Here is an 18,628-nt window from a genome sequence, read left to right as displayed (position 1 = left end):
GCCTTGGATGCCCGGTGAAGATCGAACCGCCCTTCGCGTCGCCCCATCGCGGCGGCACGCACCTGATGAGCCCTGCCGACCCATCGTTTAAAGCGAATATGGTCACGTTAGCATACTGACGCTCACAGGCAAAGATGTTTCTTCTTCCGTCCCGGAAAATTGGAATATCTCGGGGTTTATACCGAGTAACTTGTCTTTGCCATCAATGAATGTGGTATCGTGACCACATTCAGGTATTCCATTTCTACGGCGATCTATGCGCAAACCGAGCAGGCTCAGTGAAGTAGCGAAACTGGCAGGCGTCGCCCCCATCACGGCATCGCGTGCGATTCGCGGCAAAGGCTATGTCTCCGAAGACGCGCGGGCGCGGATCATGGAGGCCGCAGCACAGCTGAACTACGCCCCCGACATGGTGGCCAGGCACATGCGCGGTGCGAAGAGCATGCTGATCGGCATCTTCGTCAACAACTTCGGTTCCCTCGCGCTTCACGAGATCACGCGGGAAATCAGCAACGAAGCCCGTGCGCGTGGCTACGACATCGTGTTGTTCAACGCCGAGCGCTTCGACGTGCCGGACCGCGCGGGCACGCGCGACATGCTGGCCAACCTCTGCGCGGGCCTGATATTGCCCATGCCGAACGTCGAGGACGGCTATCTTGGCGAGTTGGAGCAGCGCCAACTGCCCTGCGTTTTCGTCAATTTCGAGGCGCGCGGCACAAAGCTGCCGGTCGTCGTCGTCGAAAACCGCCAGGGAGCCCGCACGGCCGTCGAGCATCTGCTGTCCCTGGGTCACCGCCGCATTGCCTTCATCGCCGGCTCCCATCACACCGGCCAGAGCGCCGAGCGCCAGGCGGCCTATGTCGAAGCGCTGAACCACGCGGGGATCGCCGCCGACCCGGCATTGATCGTCACCGGCCGCTTCGTTCAAACGGGCGGCCACGCAGCCACCCAGCAGTTGCTGGCCTTGCCCGATCCGCCGACCGCCATCTTTGCGGCCAACGACGAGATGGCATTCGGTGCCATCGATGCGATCCACAGCAAGGGCTTGCGTGTCCCGGGCGACATCTCGGTCGTCGGCTTTGACGACATTGCCATCTCCAGCCATATCCACCCCCCCCTCACCACCATGCGCCAGCCGCTGGCCGAGCTCAGTGCGTGCGCCGTGCGGGAACTGCTGGCGCTCATCGAGAGCCCGGGCCAGGAGGCGAAGAAGATCGCCCTGCCCCTGGAACTCATCGTCCGCAAATCGACCGGCCCAGTCACGCAGCGCGGCTGACGATGAACTACGTGCGCGTTGCGGGTGCCCGGGGCGTCGTGTCGGCGGGCCTCGCTGGGCTGGCCGTCCTGCTGCTCTGGTTGCTGTGCGGCGATTTCGGTGTCTCGATGCGCGAGCGCGCTGCTGTGCCGAGCGCCCTTGAGTTGCTGCGCCGACATGCGGCGTCCGACACCACGATCTCGCTGCTGCTGTCGACCGTGCCTGCCGCATTGAGTCTGCTGTTGGTACCCCTGGCCGGCTATCACTCGGACCGTTGCCGCAGCCGCCTTGGCAGGCGCAAGCCCTTCCTGATGATTGCAGCGCCGGCAGGCCTTCTGGCAATGATGGGCCTGGCGGCGTCACCCACGCTGGCGGGCTGGCTCGACGGTGCACTGGGCGCTTGGTCACCGGGCCTGCACAACTGCCGACTCGCGCTGTTCAGCCTGTTCTGGGCCGCATTCGACTGCGCCGCCATCAGCGCCTTCTCGTTGTTCAACGGCCTCGTCAATGACCTTGTGCCCGCGGGCCTGCTCGGTCGTTTCTTTGCGGTGTTCCGAATCGTCAGCCTGACGATCGGCATCACGTATCACAACTGGATCTTCGCGCTGACGGACCACTATCTGCGCGAGGTCCTGATTGGCGTCGGCCTTTTGTTCTGCCTGCCTATCCTCGCGATGGCGTTGATGCTGAAGGAAACGCCCTTGCCGCCCGACGCCGCACCCGCCGAAAGGACCGGGAGCCGGCTGAAATTTCCCCTCGATCACGTGCTGGCCTGCTTCCGCTATCGCCCCTATGGGTGGGCCGTCGCTGCCTTCGTGCTGGCCAGCGTCACCTTCAGTCCCTTCAACACCTTCTATCTGCACTATGCGCACGCCGCCGGCATCCAGAAGGCCACGCTCGGCGCACTGACGGCGGCAGGCTATGCGGTGTCCATCGTGTCGGCCTTTGCCATCGGGTCCATGGCCGATCGCTTCGGTGCATTGCGGGTCTCGGCGGTCATCATGACGGTGTACTGCTCCGTCTCCGCGGCCGGCTTCGCCGCGGTGTCGGATGCCGCCAGCTTCCGTGCCTTCTACTTTGCCCACGTGGTGATCTCCGGCGCCTGGTTCACGGCCGCCGCTTCAATGCCCATGGCGCTGTTTCCTCGCTCCAGCTTCGTGCAGTTCAACTCGACCAAGGACCTGATGGTCATCTTCGGCACCATCCTCGTCAGCAGCATCCAGGGGCCGATGCTCGACCTCTCCGAGCATGACTACCGCTACACATTGCTCGCAGGAGCGGTGTTCTCTCTGCTGTGCGTGCTGTGCCTCTTGCGCCTGCAGTCCGGCCGCCTTGCCATGCAGGTCGCCATCCGCCAGACACACACCCCGAGCCAGTAGCTGTTTGGTACGTCCTGCCGGATGGAGACTCGGGCCAGCTCTAGCGCCTGAACTCGTCGGCGGCAAATCCAAACTTGCACAGCCGAGCGAACTCTGAAACGACTGGAGGTCGCGTCGCACGCTGGCGATACTTCCGAGCAGGCAACCGGCCTCAACCGGCCACCAGGCTCTTCTCGCGTGCATCGACGACGCCGAGGTACTGGTATGGGCGCTCCTTTACCGCAACGCTTGGATGCGGTAACTGTTGCAGTAACCGCTGTCTGTTCGAATAGCTTTTCTCTGATCTGGTGCGACCAGCAGTCATTCTTTCGATCCTCCTCCCACCAACCGATCATCCTGGACGATCCCCCATCGCCCCAGGAAGCCAAGAAAGCCCTTGAGAATCAATGCTCAAGGGCTTTTTCACTTCTCACAGGCCCAGAAGATCGCGCGCGATCCGAGATCACATGGCAGTAGCTGGCCATCGAGCGACCTCAAGCTCGAGTCAAAGCGGTACAGACTCCAGCGCGCCCGCTGCCTGCAAGACAGACGCTTCGCGGGACCGGCTCCCGGTTTGCCACAACGAAAGGGCAAGGTCCGAAGATGGATGTGAGTCGCTGCGTGGGGACGCATACCCCTGCCACCTTTGAGCACGCCCGGCCAAGTCTTCAAGGGCCACGGCGCATGTTTGACCGATCGGGCACACCTCCAGAGGCCACACTGAAGATCGCTGCATGGCGTCGCAGCCTGATGGCGCTTCTTGCGCTTCTTCTGCCCTTCGCCAGCGCCAATGCCCAGCGAGTTGAAGACGAGCAAGCCTCAGATCGAAGCCGGCCGCGGATCGCCCTGGTGCTCTCCGGTGGAGGCGCTCGAGGATTCGCACACGTCGGGGTTCTCCGAGTCCTCAGGGAGCTTCGTGTACCGATCGACATGGTGGCGGGCACCAGCATGGGGGCCGTCGTCGGTGGCGCCTACGCTGCCGGCCGCTCGGTCGAAGAGCTCGAGGAATTCGTTCGAGTCACCAATTGGTCCACCGTACTGGCCGACCGACCACCACGCGGCGACCTCCCCATTCGACGCCGTGAAGAGGATCTGCTGGTTCCATCGCGCATCGAGTTCGGAGTTGATGGACATGGACTGAGGCTGCCGCCGGCGGCGATCGCCAACGCATCGCTGGAGGCCGCACTTGAGCGCCTGCTGCCTGACGGTGCCGGTGCCGCACCGCTGAACACCTTGGCGCTGCCCTTTCGCTGTGTCGCTTCCGATCTGCTCAACGGTGAGATGGTCGAGCTGATCGACACGCCGTTGTTTGCATCGATGCGCGCATCGCTGGCAATGCCCGGCGTGTTCTCGCCCATCCGGATCAACAAGCGCTTGCTGGTGGATGGCGGGCTGGTCCGCAACCTGCCGGTGGATGTGGCTCGCGCCATGGGTGCAGACGTGGTCATCGCGGTCAACGTGGGCACGCCGCTGTCCGGCGAGGCAGAGCTCGAGAGTTCACTCGACGTGGCGCGGCAGATGCTGAACATCCTGACCGCGCAGAACGTGCGCCGATCCGTGCAAGAGGTCGGGCCCAACGACCTCCTGATCACGCCCGACCTCGCCGGCATCAGCTTCATGGACTTTGGCAACAGCAAGCGTGCCATCGCTGCAGGCGAAGAAGCGACGCGGGCGCTTGCCACCAGATTGCAGGCGCTGGCCTTGACGCCTGATGCGTACGCCGCACTCGAACGCTCGCGCAGCCGTGCGCCGCGCGAACAGGAGCGCGCGCAGGTCATTTCGAAGCTCGAGATTCAACCCACTGTGCACAGCGGCGCCGAAGCGCTGGCCGCAAAGATCGGCCTCCGTGAAGGTGACGTGGTTACGGCTTCGGAAATCCAGCGAGCAGCAGTTCGCCTGCAGAACAGCGGCGACTTCGAGCGTGTCGAAGTCGAACTGAAAGAGGGTGAAGGCGGTCGCCAGGTGCGCATCGCACCCTCGGAGGCCGAATGGGCGCGTAGCAGGCTGCGGCTCGGGCTGGAATTGAACAGCGACTTCTCGGACGATCATCAGTTCTCGGTGAGCGCATTGCATGTGCTGTCTTGGCTGAACCCTTGGGGTGCCGAGTTGCGCACGCTCGCGCGACTGGGCTCGCAGCGACTCCTCGCCGTCGAGTGGTGGCAACCGCTGGCACCAGGTTCCGCCTGGTCTCTTGCGCCGTCGCTGCAATACAGCGCGTCGTCCACGGACGTGTACGAGAAGAATCGACGCACGCAACGTGCGGGGTATGAGTTCGCCACCGCCTCATTGGCTCTGGGGCGGCAGCTCTCGACCTGGGGGGACGTCCAGATCGGTCTGCAGAGGCGAGCTGGCAATGCCCGGTCGTTGGTCGCAGGCGATGGCTCCCAGGTGAGCGACAGCTTTTCGGAAAGCGTCCAGTACTTCCAGTTCCAGGTGGACACCTTGGACGGGCTGGCGCTGCCGAGCCGAGGGCTGCTGATGCAGATACGCGTTGAAAGTGGCGGCGGCGCGCCTGAAGGCGAGAAGCGCGGAAGCGCGACCGTGCTGGGACTACAGGCGTTCCGACTGGATGACTGGGTTGGCCACTTCTATGGCGAATGGTCTCGCTCCCGGAGCGGAACGGCCCCCATCTCGCTCGGTGGATTCCTGCGGCTGTCTGGAACGCCGCGTTCTTCGGTCGGCGCAAGAGAGGTCGTGCTGGGCCGTTTGGTGATGGCCAAGCGCATCGGCGAACTACCCGCTGGGCTGGGAGGTGCGGTTCGTACCGGCTTCTCGCTCGAACTGGGCCGCGGCTATGACTCAGAGCTCTCCACTGGCAGTAACGCTCTGCGAAAGGCGGGCAGTGCGTTCGTCAGCGTGGACACGCGGTTCGGGCCCGTGTTCCTCGCAGCCGGCGCCACCCGAGGTGTCGGCCGAGCCATGTATCTGTTCCTTGGCCCCTTCTGGTAGGCGCTCAGGCAGGCGATCTTTCGCCTGCCGCTCGTGGCGAGCCGTATCAGCGGCGACGACGGTTCAGCAGGCCGCCGAGAACGCCGAGGCCGATCAGGGCATAGGCCAGCCTGCTCGGCTCTGGCACGCTGGAGACCACGAAGGACAGGTTGTCGGCATAGCCGTCGTTGTCACCGCCGCCCTGGCGCTCCATGGACAGCGAGAACATCAGCGAAGCCGTGTTCGCCGGCAGATCGCCCGAGGTGGACTGGAAGAACAGGCCCGTCTGGTTGCCGCGGTCGGCCGGCATGATGGGGCCGATGACGGCGTGGCCGATCTCGTTGTCCACCGTGTCGAGGAAGGACACATATAGCAGCGCGTTGTCGCCCTGGGCGAGCCAGCCACCGAGCCAACCCGTCAGGTCGTAGTGCAGCGATTGCCCGGCCAAGGCACCGAGCGAGATGGTCTGGAAGCCGGCGCTCTGCGCGCCGATGCCGGCGAACATGCGGGCGCCGCGGTCCACCGGGCCGGGCTGCGTGGGCAGCACCCAGTTGTTGCCGTAGTCGACCGACTGGAACAGCGCGTAGCCGTCGAAGCCGGTCCAGCCGGCGGCACCCGCTTCTGCGTTGCCGTTGACGATGAGGTTGCTGCCGAGCGTGGCTTGCGCCTGCGCGCTGAAGCTCAGGGCCAGCAGGGCGAGGGCCAGGGTTTGCTTGATCATGAGGTTGTCTGCCTTTGAAGAGGGAGTTGCGGTGGTGTGGCTCACGGGTGCGTCTGGTCGAGCACCGCGGCGCCGGACATGGCGGGGTCGCTGATCGACGGCTGGCCGTTCTCCAGGTGGCCGGCCAGGCGGCGGCCGAAGCCGGCGATGCCGGTGGCCTTGATGCTGTAGTCGTACCAGCGATGCGACGCATCCACCGCAATGCGCACCGTGGTCACGCTGTTCGCCAGCACCGGCCAGCTGCGATCGGGCTCGTTGGCATAGCGGTTGGTGTGCAACACGAAGGTGCAGGGCTTGGGGCCGTCGTTGCGCAGCTCGACGTTCAGCTCGAGGTAGACACGGTCGGCCTGCACGCGGATCTCCGGCTGGGCCTGCGCGACGCCGGCCTTGGGCAGGTTGCCGGTGAAGTGGCGGTGAAAGCCATTCGGGCCCAGCACCCACAGGTCGTAGGCCGCGCCGGCAGCACCAGCCCAGACACCGTCCAGCTGCTTGCCGGCTTCGACCGTGTAGCGGCGCGGCAGCTGGGCCAGCGCGAGGCGGTCGTAGACGTGGAAGACGGCGCCGGCCGTGCCCACGTTCTCGAAGCGCAGCGTGACGCCGGATGCCGCAGCACCGCACTGCACCTGCAGTTCGTAGGGCAGCGCACGCGCCATGCGGATGCCGCTCTCCTGCACGGGGGCGGCCAGCCCGGTGGGCGCGGCGGGTGTCTTCGTACCTTGCAGCGTCAGCGCGCGGGCGCGCAGCGCGGCCGTGGCGGGGAGGTTCTGCGTAAAGGCGCTGTCCTCGGGACTTGCGAAGTCGAAACAGCCGGTCAGGTTGCCGCTGACCGCACGGCGCCACGGCGTGATCAGTGGCTCCGGCACGCCGAAGCGCGCTTCAATGAAGCGGATCACCGAGGTGTGGTCGTGCACCTGCGAGTTGACCCAGCCGCCCTTGGTCCAGGGCGACACGATGTACATCGGCACGCGCGGGCCCATGCCGTAGGCGCGGTGCTGGTAGGCGGGGTTGCTGCCGTTCAGGACATGGTGGTACTCACCGGCGGTGTCCACGGTCGACGCGCCGGCCAACTTGGCCTTGGTGGGGTCGGTGTCGTAGGTTTCATAGGATGGCGCGGCGGGCGGCGGCAGGTGGTCGAAGAAGCCGTCGTTCTCGTCGAAGTTGATGAACAGCACGGTCTTGGACCAGACGTCCGGGTTGGCCGTCAGCGCTTCCAGCACGCGGGCGGTGTAGTCCGCGCCCGAGGCGGGGCTGGACGGCCCCGGGTGCTCCGAGCCCTCGGCCGTCGCAACGATCCAGGACACCTGCGGCAGCTGGTCGGCCAGCACGTCGGCCTTGAGTTTGTCCAGGTCGCGCGTGCTGATGCCGCGATCGCGCAGCTGCGTGGAGAAGCCAGGGCGGCCGAACCAGGCATCGCGGTACGGGCGGAAGCCCGCCAGCGAGTTGTCCGTGAAGTTGTCGTCCATGTTCTGGTAGACCTGCCACGTGACGCCGGCGGACTGCAAGCGCTCGGGGTAGGTCGTCCAGGTGTAGTCCGTCAACGAGTTGGCGTCGAACCAGTCATGGCTGTTGTCCGTGGAGGGGCCACCCGCCAGCGCCAGCGGGTCGTTGCCGCCGCTCCACAGGAAGAGGCGGTTGGTGTTGGTGCCGGTCTGGGTGGCGCAGTGGTAGTGGTCGCACAGCGTGAAGGCACGCGCCAGCGCGAACTGGAACGGGATGTCCGCCTCCTTGTAATAGCCCAGCGAATGCGCCTGCTTGGCGGCCGGCCAGTTGTTCATGCGGCCGTGGTCCCAGGCGGCTTGTGCGTCGGTCCAGGAGTGCGGCGTGCCGCTGACGCGCATCACCGAGAAGTCCTGCAGCGTGTTCAGGTGGAAGGGCGCGATGGCCGTGCGCTGGCCACCCCAGTCCGGCCTTCCAGGCACCTTGGCGCCGCCACCGTTGGGCTGCACGAACACGGTCTTGCCGCTGAACGTGCCGGGGCGGTCGATGACCGGCGCGGGGAAGGGATCGGCAAAACCACGCACGCCGGCCAGCGTGCCGAAGTAGTGGTCGAAGGACCGGTTCTCCTGCGTCAGGATGACGATGTGCTCGACATCGTGCAGCGTGCCGGTGCGCTGGTTGGCAGGGATGGCCAGCGCGCGCTGGATGACAGGGGGAAAACTGGCCAGCGCCGCACTGGCGCCGACCGCTTGGCCCAGGCTGCGCAGAAAGCCACGACGGTCTTGATTGGACATCAGAGCACTCCGAGTAGGAAGTTAGCGATTGCGCTGGACTCTAGGAACTCGATGTGCAGAACTCGTGACGGAACGGTCTACGCCGACGCGGCGTTGAAGCCTTTATCAGCGACTTGCCGGCACGGCGGATGGATGCTGGCATGGGCGCGTTAGCTCGCGGCATTCGGGCCGGCGAGATGCGTGAGGCGCTCCGTTTTTCTAGAATTCATCCGCCAACCAGGTCATCAGCCCGGATGGCACCCGGACGTCTTGAGAGAACGCTCCCAGCGGATACACGATGGACCACACGCATACCCACGACCCACCAGACTCTGCCAAGGAACGCCTGCTCGATGAGGCGGCCCGGCTTGCCCCGGCTCTTGAGGGGTTTCCGGTCAACCAGCTCCTAGAGGCCTGGCTGTCGGCCGAACAGCGTGACCGTGCCAACGCCTACCTGGTGATCGACCGGTGTTTCGTGGGCTGGATCGCGTCACTCCAGGGTGTGCTTCAGGACTATCCGCAAGACGCAGACGGCCCGCTCCAGCAGATCCAGGCGCGCCAGCAAGGTGCGCTGGACGCACTGACGACCCTGAAATCTGCCCTCTCGCGGGCCGAGGTTCTTCACCCCAACCGTGGGCAAGCCTGTTGATAACTCGCTGGCGCGACAGCTAAGTCCTTGTCTCCAAAGGATCTTCGCTCCGCTGCACGAAAACGAGGCAGTTCCCGCCGGCCGGCAGGCCAATAAGCCAGCAGGCCGGCCTGCGGAACTCGCCAGGCCTGCCGTCTCCGCTCAACCCCTCTCGGTTTCCCGCCTAGGCCGCGGCGGGCGCAGCATGGCAGCGGCGCCGGCCAGACCGAGCAGCCACCAACCCGAGGCCGCACCGCCGCCGCCGCCCGAGGAAGGTGCGGGTGCCGGTGGTGTGGGTGCGGGCGGGGGTGGCGGCGGCGCAGGAGGCGGCGGTGGCGGGGGCGGCGGTGTCAGCGGGATGGGCGTGCTGCCCTGAGCCTGGCCGCAGCGGCTGAGGTTGGTGCTCTGCAGCGCCAGTGAACTGCGCACGGGCGCGGTGTAGGTGGCAGGCGCCAGCGCGTATTTCACGGCTTCTGCGGCGTCAAGCAAGCCGGCGCCGCCCGTGGTCGATTGCAGCGTGCAGCGGCTGTTGTTGGTGGCCGTGCAATAGCCCAGCGCGTACGCCGTCACATGCGGGCGCGCGCTGGCCTTGAGACCGGTTTCGACCTGGGCCAGCGTCAGGTTGGGGTTGGCCGACCACATCAGCGCCGCAGCACCCGCCACCTGCGGTGCCGCAAAGCTCGTGCCGCTGACGGCGCCGTAGCCTGCGGCAGCCGGTGCCGTCTTGCCGACGTTGATCGTCGACACGACACCGGCGTCTGCCAGCTCCGTGTCGCAGGTGCGCTGGTAGTTGGCGTCGCCGCCGGGCGCGAGCAATTGCACCTCCGCGCCGAAGTTGGAGTAGAGGGCCTTGAATCCCTGGCGGTTGGCTGCCGCGACGCCGAAGACGCCGCTGCAATTGGCCGGCCGGCCCACGGCGCTGCGCAGATTGCCCGCCGCCGCCACGATGAGCACGCCCTTGGCGCGCAGCTCGGCGATGGCGTCCAGATAAAGCCGCGCCGCCGCCGCGACGTCGGGGTTGCTGTCGCTCGCGCTGCAGGACGTGACGCCCGCAAAGCCGATGACGACGATCTTGGCCGGGTTGGCATTGGCCGGCACGCCCGCCACGCTCAGGCCCGCGGCCCAGCGCATGCCGTCGACCATGTCGGCCACCGAGGCACCGCACTTGCCCGACACACGCACCGGCAGGATGCGGGCATTCCAGTTGATGCCGGCCACGCCGCCGGCGTTGTTCGTCACGGCGCCCAGCTGGCCGGCCACCAGCGTGCCGTGCCAGCTGCTGTTGTCATTCACGAGGCAGCCGTCCCACAACGCGAGGTTGCCGTCATGCTCGGCCTGGCTCAGCGCATCGCCCGGGTCATTGGCGCCGGCGCTGCGGCCCGTGCCACCGTTGTTGGCGTACTCGGGCTTGCTGACGAAGTTGTAGCCCGGCAGCAGGTTGGCATTCAGATCGCCGTGTGCCGTGGTGCCCGAGTCCAGCACGGCAACCACGGGCGTGGCCGAGCCGGTCGTCGTGTCCCAGGCCTTGGTGAAACCGGCCGCGCCGGCATTGCTGGTGTCGTTCTGGTCGTCCAGCCACCACTGGCTGGAGGCCGGGTCGGCCGCGCTGCGGAACAGCGGGTCGTTGGGCACGGCCGCGCGCTGCTCGCGCAGGTCGGGCATCGCATGCGCCAGGCGCGTGTCGGCGCGCAGCGCGGCCAGCCAGGCCGCCTTCGCTCCGGCGTCTGCTTCGGCGCCCGCCTGCAGCCGCCACCAGCCGGCACCCAGCGGGCGCTCGATCTTCAGCGGCAGGCCGGCATCCGCCAGCACGCGGCGCAGCAGTGCCTGCTGCTGGGCGCCGTCGCGGCTTTCGTCCGCCAGCTTGACGATCAGCGTCGTGCCCTGGCGGGCTTGCGCAGCCAGGGCTGGCCGCGTCTGCGTGGCCAGCCCGACGGCAGACGCCGTGACGGTGGCTACGGTCGCGGCGGCGACGAACTGGGTGAAACGCAGTCCGCTCGTGGCGGGCCGTGGGGGTGGGGTCAGAGATGGTGTCTTCACAACGCCACCTTAGGCGGCTGCGGTGAAGCGGCCATGACATGAGCCGTTCGGCTTACGTGGGCCGTCATTTGTTCGTCATTCACGTCATGGTCACCGCGGCTTCCTAAGCTGCGCCGCCCTGACCCATTCGGACCATGACCACCCTGCCCCACTCCCACCGACCGCGTGGCTTCACGCTACTGGAGCTGCTCGTCGTCATGGTCATCATCGGCCTGCTGGCCGGCTACGTCGGCCCGAAATTCTTCGGCCAGATCGGCAAAAGCGAGGTCAAGGCGGCGCGTGCGCAGATCGATGCGCTGACCAAGTCGCTGGACCAGTACCGCCTGGACGTCGGCCGCTACCCGAGCACGGAGCAAGGCCTGGCCGTGCTGGTCACCAAGCCGGCCGACGAGCCCAAGTGGGCCGGGCCCTACCTGAGCAAGGCGCTGCCCAAGGACCCCTGGGGCAATGACTACCAGTACCGCTCACCTGGCGAGCATGGCGACTACGACCTGCTGAGCTTTGGCAAGGATGGTCGACCTGGCGGTGAGGGCGAGGACGCGGACCTCACCTCCTGGTGACGTGCTGACCATGGCTGAGTTCGACGTCCGCTACCTAGACGCACAGCACCAACCGGCACAGGCGCGTGTGCAGGCGCCGGACGCCAGCGGCGTGGCCGCGGCGCTCGGCCTGTCGCCCGCTGCGCTGCTGGCGGTCGACCCGGTCAAGGTCGCACCGCTGACGGCACGCGGCGGCCGCTTTCCACGCCGCCAGTTCGCCCAGCAACTGGCCGTGCTGCTGCACGCCGGCATCCCGCTGCTGGAGGCGTTGCAGACGCTGCAGTCCCAGGACAACCCGCCCGCCGTCAGCGCGGCACTGGCCGGCGTCGTCGCACGCATACAACTCGGCGAATCCTTCTCCACCGCGCTGGCCTCGCAGCCCCAGGCCTTCGACGCCCTCTTCGTCGCCGTCGTCGAAGCCAGCGAGCGCAGCGGCCAGGTCGAGCAGGCGCTGGCGGAGCAGGCCAGCTACCTTGCGTGGGTGGAGCAGCTGCGAGGCAAGCTCGTCGCGGCGGCCATCTACCCGGCCATGCTGATCACGGCGGGCACGGCCGTCGTGCTCTTCCTGCTGGTGTTCGTCGTGCCTCGCTTTGCCGGCCTGCTCGAAGGCGTTGGCGGCGACCTGCCGTTTGCATCGCGCGCGCTGATCACCGTCGGCGCCTTCAGCGGCGCGCATCCGATGGCGCTGCTGCTGATCGCGGCGGGCCTCATCGCCCTGCCCGTCTGGGCCTGGCGGCGCGGACTGCGAGAAGCCTTGCTGGCACGGCTGTGGAAGCTGCCCGTCATCGGTCCCAAGCTGCATCTGCTGGCGCTGGCCCAGCTCTACCGATGCCTGGCCATGCTGCTGCTGGCCGGCGTGCCCATCGTGCCGGCCCTCGTCAACGCGCGTGGCGTGGCCGCTGCGCACCTGCGTGCCGCGCTGGACCGTGCGACCGAGGCCGTGCGCCTGGGCGAGCGGCTCTCAGGCTCGCTGCATCGCGAAGGGCTGACAACGCCGGTGTCTCTGCGCATGCTGCGGGTGGGCGAGCACAGCGGCGAGCTGGGTTCCATGCTGGCCCAAGCCGCGGGCTTCTACGACGAGGAGCTGTCGCGGCTGTCGGAGTTGGTGACGCGGCTCGTGAATCCAGCGCTGATGCTGATCATGGGCCTGGTGATCGGCACGGTCGTCGTGCTGATGTACCTGCCGATCTTTCAGCTGGTGGACCAGGTGCAATGAACGCGGCCATCGACGTCAAGCCCGACGTGCTGGATCGTCTGCCCGCATCAGACGGCCCCTGGACGCTCACCTTCGATCCCTGGCCCCATGCCGACGCGCAACGCTGGCGTGCCGTCATGGCCATGTCCGCTCGCGGGCGCCTCGCGCTGCTGGCCGACCGCCCGCTGGAACCGCTGCTGCGCCTGCGCATCGAGTCGCGCCTGAAGAAGCCGGTGCTCTGGTGGCCTTGCGAGGCGGCCGACATTGACGCGCTGCTGGAGGCCGGCGAGGCCGACTACCGCGCGTTGGGGGGCATGGTCGAGAGCTTCAGCGACGGCGCCTACACCGAGGCTGCGCAGGAGTTGTCGGCGCTGAACCTGGCCGACCAGGCCAGCCCCGTCGTGCGCCTGCTCGACGCCACGCTCTACGACGCGCTCCAGGACGGCGCCAGCGACATCCACTTCGAGAGCCAGCTGCGCGGCATGAAGATCCGCAGCCGCATCGACGGCGTCATGCTCGACGTGAAGCAGATCGACGGCGTGCAGGCCGCCGAACAATTGGTGTCGCGCCTGAAGGTCATGGCTGAACTCGACATCGGCGAGCGCCGCCTGCCGCAGGACGGCCGCTTCAAGCTGCGCGTGCAGGGCCGCGAGGTGGACTTCCGGCTGTCCATCATGCCCAGCGTGTTCGGTGAGGACGCCGTCGTGCGCGTGCTGGACCGCGCGCAGATCGAGGCCCAGGGCGCGCTGACGCTGGACGCCCTCGGCTTCGAGCCCGAGGCGCGTGCGCAGATCCGCGCGCTGGCGCGCCAGCCGCACGGCATGCTGCTGGTGACCGGCCCCACCGGCTCGGGCAAAACGACGACGCTCTACGCCGCGATCAGCGAGGTCAACACGGGCCGCGACAAGATCATCACGATCGAAGACCCGGTCGAGTACCAGCTGCCCGGCGTCGTGCAGATCCCCGTCAACGAGAAGAAGGGCCTGACGTTTGCGCGCGGCCTGCGCTCGGTGCTGCGCCACGACCCGGACCGCGTCATGGTGGGCGAGATCCGCGACGCCGAGACCGCGCAGATTGCCGTGCAGGCGGCGCTGACCGGCCACCTCGTCTTCAGCACCGTGCATGCCAACAACGCCTTCGACGTCGTCGGCCGTTTCATGCACATGGGGCTGGACCTCTACAACGTCGTATCCGCACTGAACGGCGTGCTCGCGCAGCGGCTGATGCGCATCAACTGCAGTCACTGCCGGCAGCCGCTGGGGACAACGCCCCAGCAGTTGCGCGACCACGGCCTGCCGGAGGACGCCTCATTGCTGCATGGCCGCGGCTGCACGCACTGCCGCGGCACGGGCTACAAGGGCCGCCGCGCGGTCAGCGAGCTGCTGTGGCTGGACGACGAACTGCGCGACCTGATCGCCAGCCGCGCGCCGCTGGGTCGCATCAAGGAGATGGCGCGTGGCCGTGGCATGCGCTCGCTGCGCGACGCGGCCGTGGCGCTGGTGCTGCGCGGCGAGTCCACGCTGGAGGAACTCGAACGTGTCACGCTCGCGGACTGAACGGCTGCTGCTGACGGCCGACGGGCTGCGCGATGCGCAAGGCCAGACCTGGCCCGACTTCGCGGCCTGGTGCGCTGCGCATGCCGGGGCCCGCGTCGCGCTGCTGGCCGGGCCTGACCGCATGCACAGCCTGCTCGTGCCCGAAGACCTGCCGCTGGCCGACGATGCCGCGCTGCTCGGCTATGCGCGGCTGCAGTTCACGCACTACTTTGGCCACGCGGCCCAGCACTGGCCGCTGGCGGCCTGGCCGCGCGGCGCGTGCGCGCTGGCCGAAGGAGACCCGATCGAACTGCAAACCACGGCGGCCGCCCACCGCGTGCGCGTCGTGTCGCTGCGGCCGAGCTGGACGCTTGCACCGGCGCAGGACGGCGACACGGCCGTCATCGACGACGGCATGTTGACCTGGCTGCGCCGCCGTGACGGCCAGCTCGTGGAACTACAGCAGCGCCATGTCGACGACGAACTGCTGCACGAGCTCCGGGCCGCGCGCGTCGTGCACGCCAAGGATCTCCTCGACTCGCCTGGTGGAACAACCGGCCCCGACTTCATCGCCCAGCCCTCGCGCATGCGCCCGCTTGTCTGGGCCTGGGCCGCTGCTGCCGCGGCTGCCTGCGCCCTCATCGCCGTGCAGGCCCAAGGCCTGCGCGAGGAAGCCCAGCGCCTGGCCGAGCAGGCCACCGTGCTCGACCGCATGGCCCGCCCCTCGCCCGTGCGTACAGCGGCGCGCAACCCCGCCGCGCGCGGCCGCACCTGGGCGGCGGCGCGGCAGCTCGACACCGACTGGGCTGCCCGCTGGACCGAGCTGGAACGCGCGCTGCCGCCCGGCCTGCAGCTCGCCGCCCTCGACCTGGACGGCAAGGCGCTGCGCCTGGAAGGCCAGGCCGCCGCGGCCGATGCCGTGACCCAGCTCGTCGATCGCCTCGCGCTGCAGGCAACGCCGGGTGAAGAAGTCGTGCTGACCCGACTGCAGCGCCCCGACACGCCGGGCGACGGCGCGCTGCTGCGCTTTGAGCTCGTGCGCCGCGCCGCCGGAGGCCTGCGATGAAGCGCTGGCTACAAGCCTGGCCGGCCGCAGCGGCGGCGCTGTTGACGCTGATGGCCATCGCGGGCGCGCTGTGGCTGCCGCGCGAGCAGGCGCGACTCGACGCACATCGCCAGTCCCTCACCGCCCGGCGCACGGCCCTGCAGCACATGCCCACGCCACCCCCGGCCGACGCGAGCGCCTTCGCCCACAGCCTGCCGCCCGACAGCGAACGCCAGGCGCGCACCGCGGCCCTGCTTGCGCTGACCACCGAGCAGGGTCTGCCCTGGCCACGCAGCGAGTTCCGCTACCAGGCGGACCGCGAGCTGGGCCTGGCCCAGTACCGCATTGCCATGAACCTGACCGGCCGCTACGGTGCGCTGCGCGGCTTCATCGCCGAAGCGCTGCGGCGCGACCCGGCACTGGCGCTGGAAGCGCTGCGGCTGCGTCGGGAATCGACGGGCGAAATCAAGGCCGAGCTGGCCTGGGTGCTGCACATGCAGGCCGCGAGATGAAGCGCCCCGCGCCGCGCCAGATCGCGCTGCTCGCCGCGCTGGGCATCAGCCTCGCGGCCACGGCCTGGGTCGCAGGCAACGACGAGCCCGAGGTTGCCGCGCCGGCGCCACGCCGCAGCGTCTCCGCGTCGAAAGCCGCCGTGCCGCAGGACTGGCCCGGCCCCGCATCCAGCACACGCGGCGCCTGGCCCGAAGCCGACGCCGAAGCGCGCCGCGCCTGGGGCGAGGCCGCCGCGCCAAACACGACCGTCGCCGCTGCGCCCGCCATCGCATCGGTCGCAGAAGCCGAGCCCGAAGACGCCTCACCGCCCTTCCCCTACCAACTCGTCGGCCGCATGACCGACAGCCAGCCGCGCGTCGTGCTCAACGGCCCGCAGCGCAGCCTCGTGCTCGGTGTTGGCGAGGTCATCGACGGCCAGTGGCGCATCGAGGCCATCGAGGCCGGTGGCCTGCGCCTCAAACGCCTGCCCCAAGGGCCAAGCCAGTTCATCGCCTTTTCGTCCTCATGAAGCCCTTGCTCTCTGTTCTCTGCCTGGCCCTGCTGCTCGCCGGCTGCGCCAACCCGGCGCTGCGCGAGGCCGACACGCTGTCGCAACGCGGCGACCACGAGGCCGCACTGCGCCTGCTGGCCGACGCCAACCGCCGTGATCCTCGGGACCCGGCGCTGCGCATGGAGCTGGCCCGCCAGCGCGAGCGCAGTCTGCTGACCCTGGCCGGCCAGGCCGAGACGGCCAAGGCCCTCGGACAGCTCGACCTGCTGGAGGCGCTGTTGCAGCGCATGCAGGCCATCGATGCCGACGCGCCGCGCACGCGGGCGCTGAACCAGGCACTGACGCGCGCCCGCGGCCACGAGACCAAGCTGCGCGAGGCCCAGGCCCAGCTCCAGGCCGGCCAGCTCGACACGGCGCGTGCCGCCGTTCAACAAGTGCTGGCCGAGGACCCCGGCCAGCCGCAGGCGCTGGCACTTCAGCAGCAGCTGCGCCAGCGCTACAGCCCGCCACCGCTGCCGTCGGCGCTCGCAGCCGCCTATCAGAAGCCGGTCAGCCTGGAGTTCCGCGATGCGCCGCTGCGCACCGTCTTCGAGGCCATGGGCCGCGGCGCGGGCGTGAACTTCGTCTTCGACAAGGAAGTGCGCGGCGACGCCAAGGTCACGATCTACCTGAAGGACGTCAGCCTCGACGAGGCCATGCGCGTCATCCTGGCTACGCAGCAGCTGGAGCGCAAGTTGCTGAACGAGCGCTCGGTGCTGATCTACCCGGCCACCGCCGCCAAGCAGCGCGAGCACCAGGAGCTGGTCACGCGCAGCTTCTACCTGAACAACGCCGACGTGAAGCAGGCCCAGGCGCTGGTGCGCATGATGGCCAAGACGCGCGACGTCTTCATCGACGAGCGCCTGAACCTGCTCGTCGCGCGCGACACCCCCGAGGTCATTGCGATGGTGGAGCAGCTCATCGCCGGGCTGGACCTGCCCGAGCCTGAAGTGATGCTGGACGTCGAGGTGCTGGAGATCAGCACCGACCGCAGCGCCGAGCTGGGCCTGCAGCCCTCCACCGACGTTCAGTACGCCCAGCCCAATGCGCCCGGCCTCGTGCCCTGGAGCAGCCGCGGCAGCTTCATGACGCTGGTGGCCAACCCCATCCTCACGGCGCGGCTCAAGGGCAGCGCGGGCGCGTCCAACACGTTGGCCAACCCCAAGCTGCGCGCGCGCAACCGCGAGAAGGCCAAGGTGCAGATCGGCGACAAGGTGCCGGTGTTCACGAGCACGTCGACGGCCAACGTCGGCGTGTCGACGGCGGTGACCTACCTGGACGTCGGCATCAAGCTCGAGGTCGAGCCGACCGTGCAGCTCGACAACGAGGTCGTCATGAAGGTGAACCTCGAGGTGTCGACGCTGGGCACCAAGGAGAGCTCGGGCGGCCCGCAGCCGGCCACGGCCTATCGCATCGGCTCGCGCAACGCGAGCACGTCGCTGCGGCTGCGCGATGGCGAGACCCAGGTGCTGGCCGGCCTGATCAAGGCGGACGACGGCAAGGGCATCAGCGGCGTGCCTTATCTGTCCGAGATGCCACTGCTCGGGCGGCTCTTCGGTGTGCACACCGACACGCGCAGCAAGACCGAGATCGTGCTGCTGATCACGCCGCATGTGCTGCGCAACCTCAGCCTGCCGGACGCCAGCCGCAGCATCCTCGCGTCGGGCGTGGACGCCAACCCGGGCGCTGAAGGCGCCAGGCTCAGGCCGACGGCCCAGGTGGCGGTGCCGATGTCGGGCGCGGCAAGCGCAGCCACCTCGGCCAGCAGCGGCCCGGCGGCCGCACCGGCCTCCGCCGACACGTTGCGCCTGTCGGCCACGGGCGACGTCGTCGTTGGAGACCTGGTGTCGGTGACCGTCTACAACCCGACGGCCTACACGGCCGAGGGGGAGCTGGCCTACGACCCCTCGCTGTTCGCGCCGGCCCAAGCGGGCGTCAGCCCCAACGGCCGGCTGCGCTTCAAGCTCGGCCCGCGCGGCGGTCAAAGTGTCTTCGTGCTGCGCGCGCTGGCGGCCGCCGGTGGGCAGACGGCCGAGTTCGGCCTGGCCGGCGCGGTCGGCCGGGACGAACAAGGCAGCAGCCAGCCGCTGCGCATCGAGGGCCAGGCCCGTGTCGTCGTTGAGAAGCCTTAGGCG

At 68.4% G+C, this 18,628-nt stretch carries 14 protein-coding genes; 11 read left to right on the top strand and 3 right to left on the bottom strand.

Annotated features, from left to right (window positions below):
• Positions 1 to 256 precede the first annotated feature (256 nt).
• From AC07V5_RS17135 to AC07V5_RS17125, 3 genes are all read left to right on the top strand, one after another.
• Entirely contained in the window at positions 257 to 1,276 is a 1,020-nt protein-coding gene (locus AC07V5_RS17135) for a LacI family DNA-binding transcriptional regulator (RefSeq protein ID WP_495116881.1), read from the top strand.
• 2 nt (positions 1,277 to 1,278) lie between these two features.
• Positions 1,279 to 2,634, top strand: a complete 1,356-nt coding sequence (locus AC07V5_RS17130; RefSeq protein WP_495116880.1) for an MFS transporter — start codon at positions 1,279 to 1,281, stop codon at positions 2,632 to 2,634.
• Between the two features lie 663 nt (positions 2,635 to 3,297).
• The gene (locus AC07V5_RS17125; protein ID WP_495116879.1) at positions 3,298 to 5,562 is read left to right on the top strand and encodes a patatin-like phospholipase family protein; all 2,265 of its coding nucleotides are present in this window, start codon (positions 3,298 to 3,300) and stop codon (positions 5,560 to 5,562) included.
• Between the two features lie 46 nt (positions 5,563 to 5,608).
• On the opposite strand, the gene AC07V5_RS17120 is transcribed toward AC07V5_RS17125, so the two are convergent.
• Both AC07V5_RS17120 and AC07V5_RS17115 read right to left on the bottom strand, forming a co-directional pair.
• Positions 5,609 to 6,262, bottom strand: a complete 654-nt coding sequence (locus AC07V5_RS17120) for a PEP-CTERM sorting domain-containing protein (protein ID WP_495116878.1) — start codon at positions 6,260 to 6,262, stop codon at positions 5,609 to 5,611.
• A gap of 41 nt (positions 6,263 to 6,303) precedes the next feature.
• Positions 6,304 to 8,493, bottom strand: coding sequence for a phosphocholine-specific phospholipase C (locus AC07V5_RS17115; RefSeq protein ID WP_495116877.1), 2,190 nt, complete (start codon positions 8,491 to 8,493; stop codon positions 6,304 to 6,306).
• Between the two features lie 277 nt (positions 8,494 to 8,770).
• Here AC07V5_RS17115 and AC07V5_RS17110 point away from each other — a divergent pair, with 277 nt between their 5' ends.
• On the top strand, positions 8,771 to 9,121 hold the full coding sequence (locus AC07V5_RS17110) for a hypothetical protein (protein ID WP_495116876.1): 351 nt from the start codon (positions 8,771 to 8,773) through the stop codon (positions 9,119 to 9,121).
• A 141-nt stretch (positions 9,122 to 9,262) separates the two neighbouring features.
• Here the strand turns inward: AC07V5_RS17110 and AC07V5_RS17105 are convergent, their stop codons facing one another.
• A complete protein-coding gene (locus AC07V5_RS17105; RefSeq protein WP_495116875.1) occupies positions 9,263 to 11,137 on the bottom strand; it encodes a S8 family serine peptidase in 1,875 nt (624 codons plus the stop codon).
• Between the two features lie 134 nt (positions 11,138 to 11,271).
• Here AC07V5_RS17105 and gspG point away from each other — a divergent pair, with 134 nt between their 5' ends.
• Genes gspG through AC07V5_RS17070 form a run of 7 tightly spaced genes read left to right on the top strand, consistent with a single transcriptional unit; the run spans position 11,272 to position 18,625 of the window.
• Positions 11,272 to 11,697 carry a type II secretion system major pseudopilin GspG gene (gspG, locus tag AC07V5_RS17100; RefSeq protein WP_495116874.1) on the top strand — a complete coding sequence of 142 codons (426 nt, stop codon included), beginning with the start codon at positions 11,272 to 11,274 and terminating at the stop codon, positions 11,695 to 11,697.
• A 10-nt stretch (positions 11,698 to 11,707) separates the two neighbouring features.
• On the top strand, positions 11,708 to 12,892 hold the full coding sequence (locus AC07V5_RS17095) for a type II secretion system F family protein (protein WP_495116873.1): 1,185 nt from the start codon (positions 11,708 to 11,710) through the stop codon (positions 12,890 to 12,892).
• On the top strand, positions 12,889 to 14,427 hold the full coding sequence (locus AC07V5_RS17090; RefSeq protein WP_495116872.1) for a GspE/PulE family protein: 1,539 nt from the start codon (positions 12,889 to 12,891) through the stop codon (positions 14,425 to 14,427). Before AC07V5_RS17095 ends, AC07V5_RS17090 begins: the two co-directional genes overlap by 4 nt.
• Entirely contained in the window at positions 14,408 to 15,472 is a 1,065-nt protein-coding gene (locus AC07V5_RS17085) for a PilN domain-containing protein (protein WP_495116871.1), read from the top strand. Before AC07V5_RS17090 ends, AC07V5_RS17085 begins: the two co-directional genes overlap by 20 nt.
• The gene (locus AC07V5_RS17080; RefSeq protein WP_495116870.1) at positions 15,469 to 15,963 is read left to right on the top strand and encodes a hypothetical protein; all 495 of its coding nucleotides are present in this window, start codon (positions 15,469 to 15,471) and stop codon (positions 15,961 to 15,963) included. Before AC07V5_RS17085 ends, AC07V5_RS17080 begins: the two co-directional genes overlap by 4 nt.
• Positions 15,960 to 16,472 (top strand): hypothetical protein, encoded by a 513-nt coding sequence (locus tag AC07V5_RS17075; RefSeq protein WP_495116869.1) that lies wholly within the window; start codon positions 15,960 to 15,962, stop codon positions 16,470 to 16,472. The genes AC07V5_RS17080 and AC07V5_RS17075 overlap by 4 nt, the downstream gene beginning before the upstream one ends.
• On the top strand, positions 16,469 to 18,625 hold the full coding sequence (locus AC07V5_RS17070; protein WP_495116868.1) for a secretin GspD/PilQ domain-containing protein: 2,157 nt from the start codon (positions 16,469 to 16,471) through the stop codon (positions 18,623 to 18,625). The genes AC07V5_RS17075 and AC07V5_RS17070 overlap by 4 nt, the downstream gene beginning before the upstream one ends.
• Positions 18,626 to 18,628 lie beyond the last annotated feature (3 nt).

The organism is Roseateles sp. GW821-FHT02E12 (genome assembly GCF_059421665.1).
Note: the sequence above shows the minus strand (reverse complement) of the source record. Positions and strands in the feature narration are given on the sequence as shown.

Excerpts from the sequence above, each read along its gene's own strand:
- gspG (WP_495116874.1), top strand. The coding sequence starts at position 11,272 with ATGACCACCCTGCCCCACTCCCACCGACCGCGTGGCTTCACGCTACTG.
- AC07V5_RS17095 (WP_495116873.1), top strand. The coding sequence starts at position 11,708 with ATGGCTGAGTTCGACGTCCGCTACCTAGACGCACAGCACCAACCGGCA.
- AC07V5_RS17135 (WP_495116881.1), top strand. The coding sequence starts at position 257 with ATGCGCAAACCGAGCAGGCTCAGTGAAGTAGCGAAACTGGCAGGCGTC.
- AC07V5_RS17130 (WP_495116880.1), top strand. The coding sequence starts at position 1,279 with ATGAACTACGTGCGCGTTGCGGGTGCCCGGGGCGTCGTGTCGGCGGGC.
- AC07V5_RS17120 (WP_495116878.1), bottom strand. The coding sequence starts at position 6,262 with ATGATCAAGCAAACCCTGGCCCTCGCCCTGCTGGCCCTGAGCTTCAGC.
- AC07V5_RS17125 (WP_495116879.1), top strand. The coding sequence starts at position 3,298 with ATGTTTGACCGATCGGGCACACCTCCAGAGGCCACACTGAAGATCGCT.
- AC07V5_RS17115 (WP_495116877.1), bottom strand. The coding sequence starts at position 8,493 with ATGTCCAATCAAGACCGTCGTGGCTTTCTGCGCAGCCTGGGCCAAGCG.
- AC07V5_RS17070 (WP_495116868.1), top strand. The coding sequence starts at position 16,469 with ATGAAGCCCTTGCTCTCTGTTCTCTGCCTGGCCCTGCTGCTCGCCGGC.
- AC07V5_RS17080 (WP_495116870.1), top strand. The coding sequence starts at position 15,469 with ATGAAGCGCTGGCTACAAGCCTGGCCGGCCGCAGCGGCGGCGCTGTTG.
- AC07V5_RS17110 (WP_495116876.1), top strand. The coding sequence starts at position 8,771 with ATGGACCACACGCATACCCACGACCCACCAGACTCTGCCAAGGAACGC.
- AC07V5_RS17090 (WP_495116872.1), top strand. The coding sequence starts at position 12,889 with ATGAACGCGGCCATCGACGTCAAGCCCGACGTGCTGGATCGTCTGCCC.
- AC07V5_RS17075 (WP_495116869.1), top strand. The coding sequence starts at position 15,960 with ATGAAGCGCCCCGCGCCGCGCCAGATCGCGCTGCTCGCCGCGCTGGGC.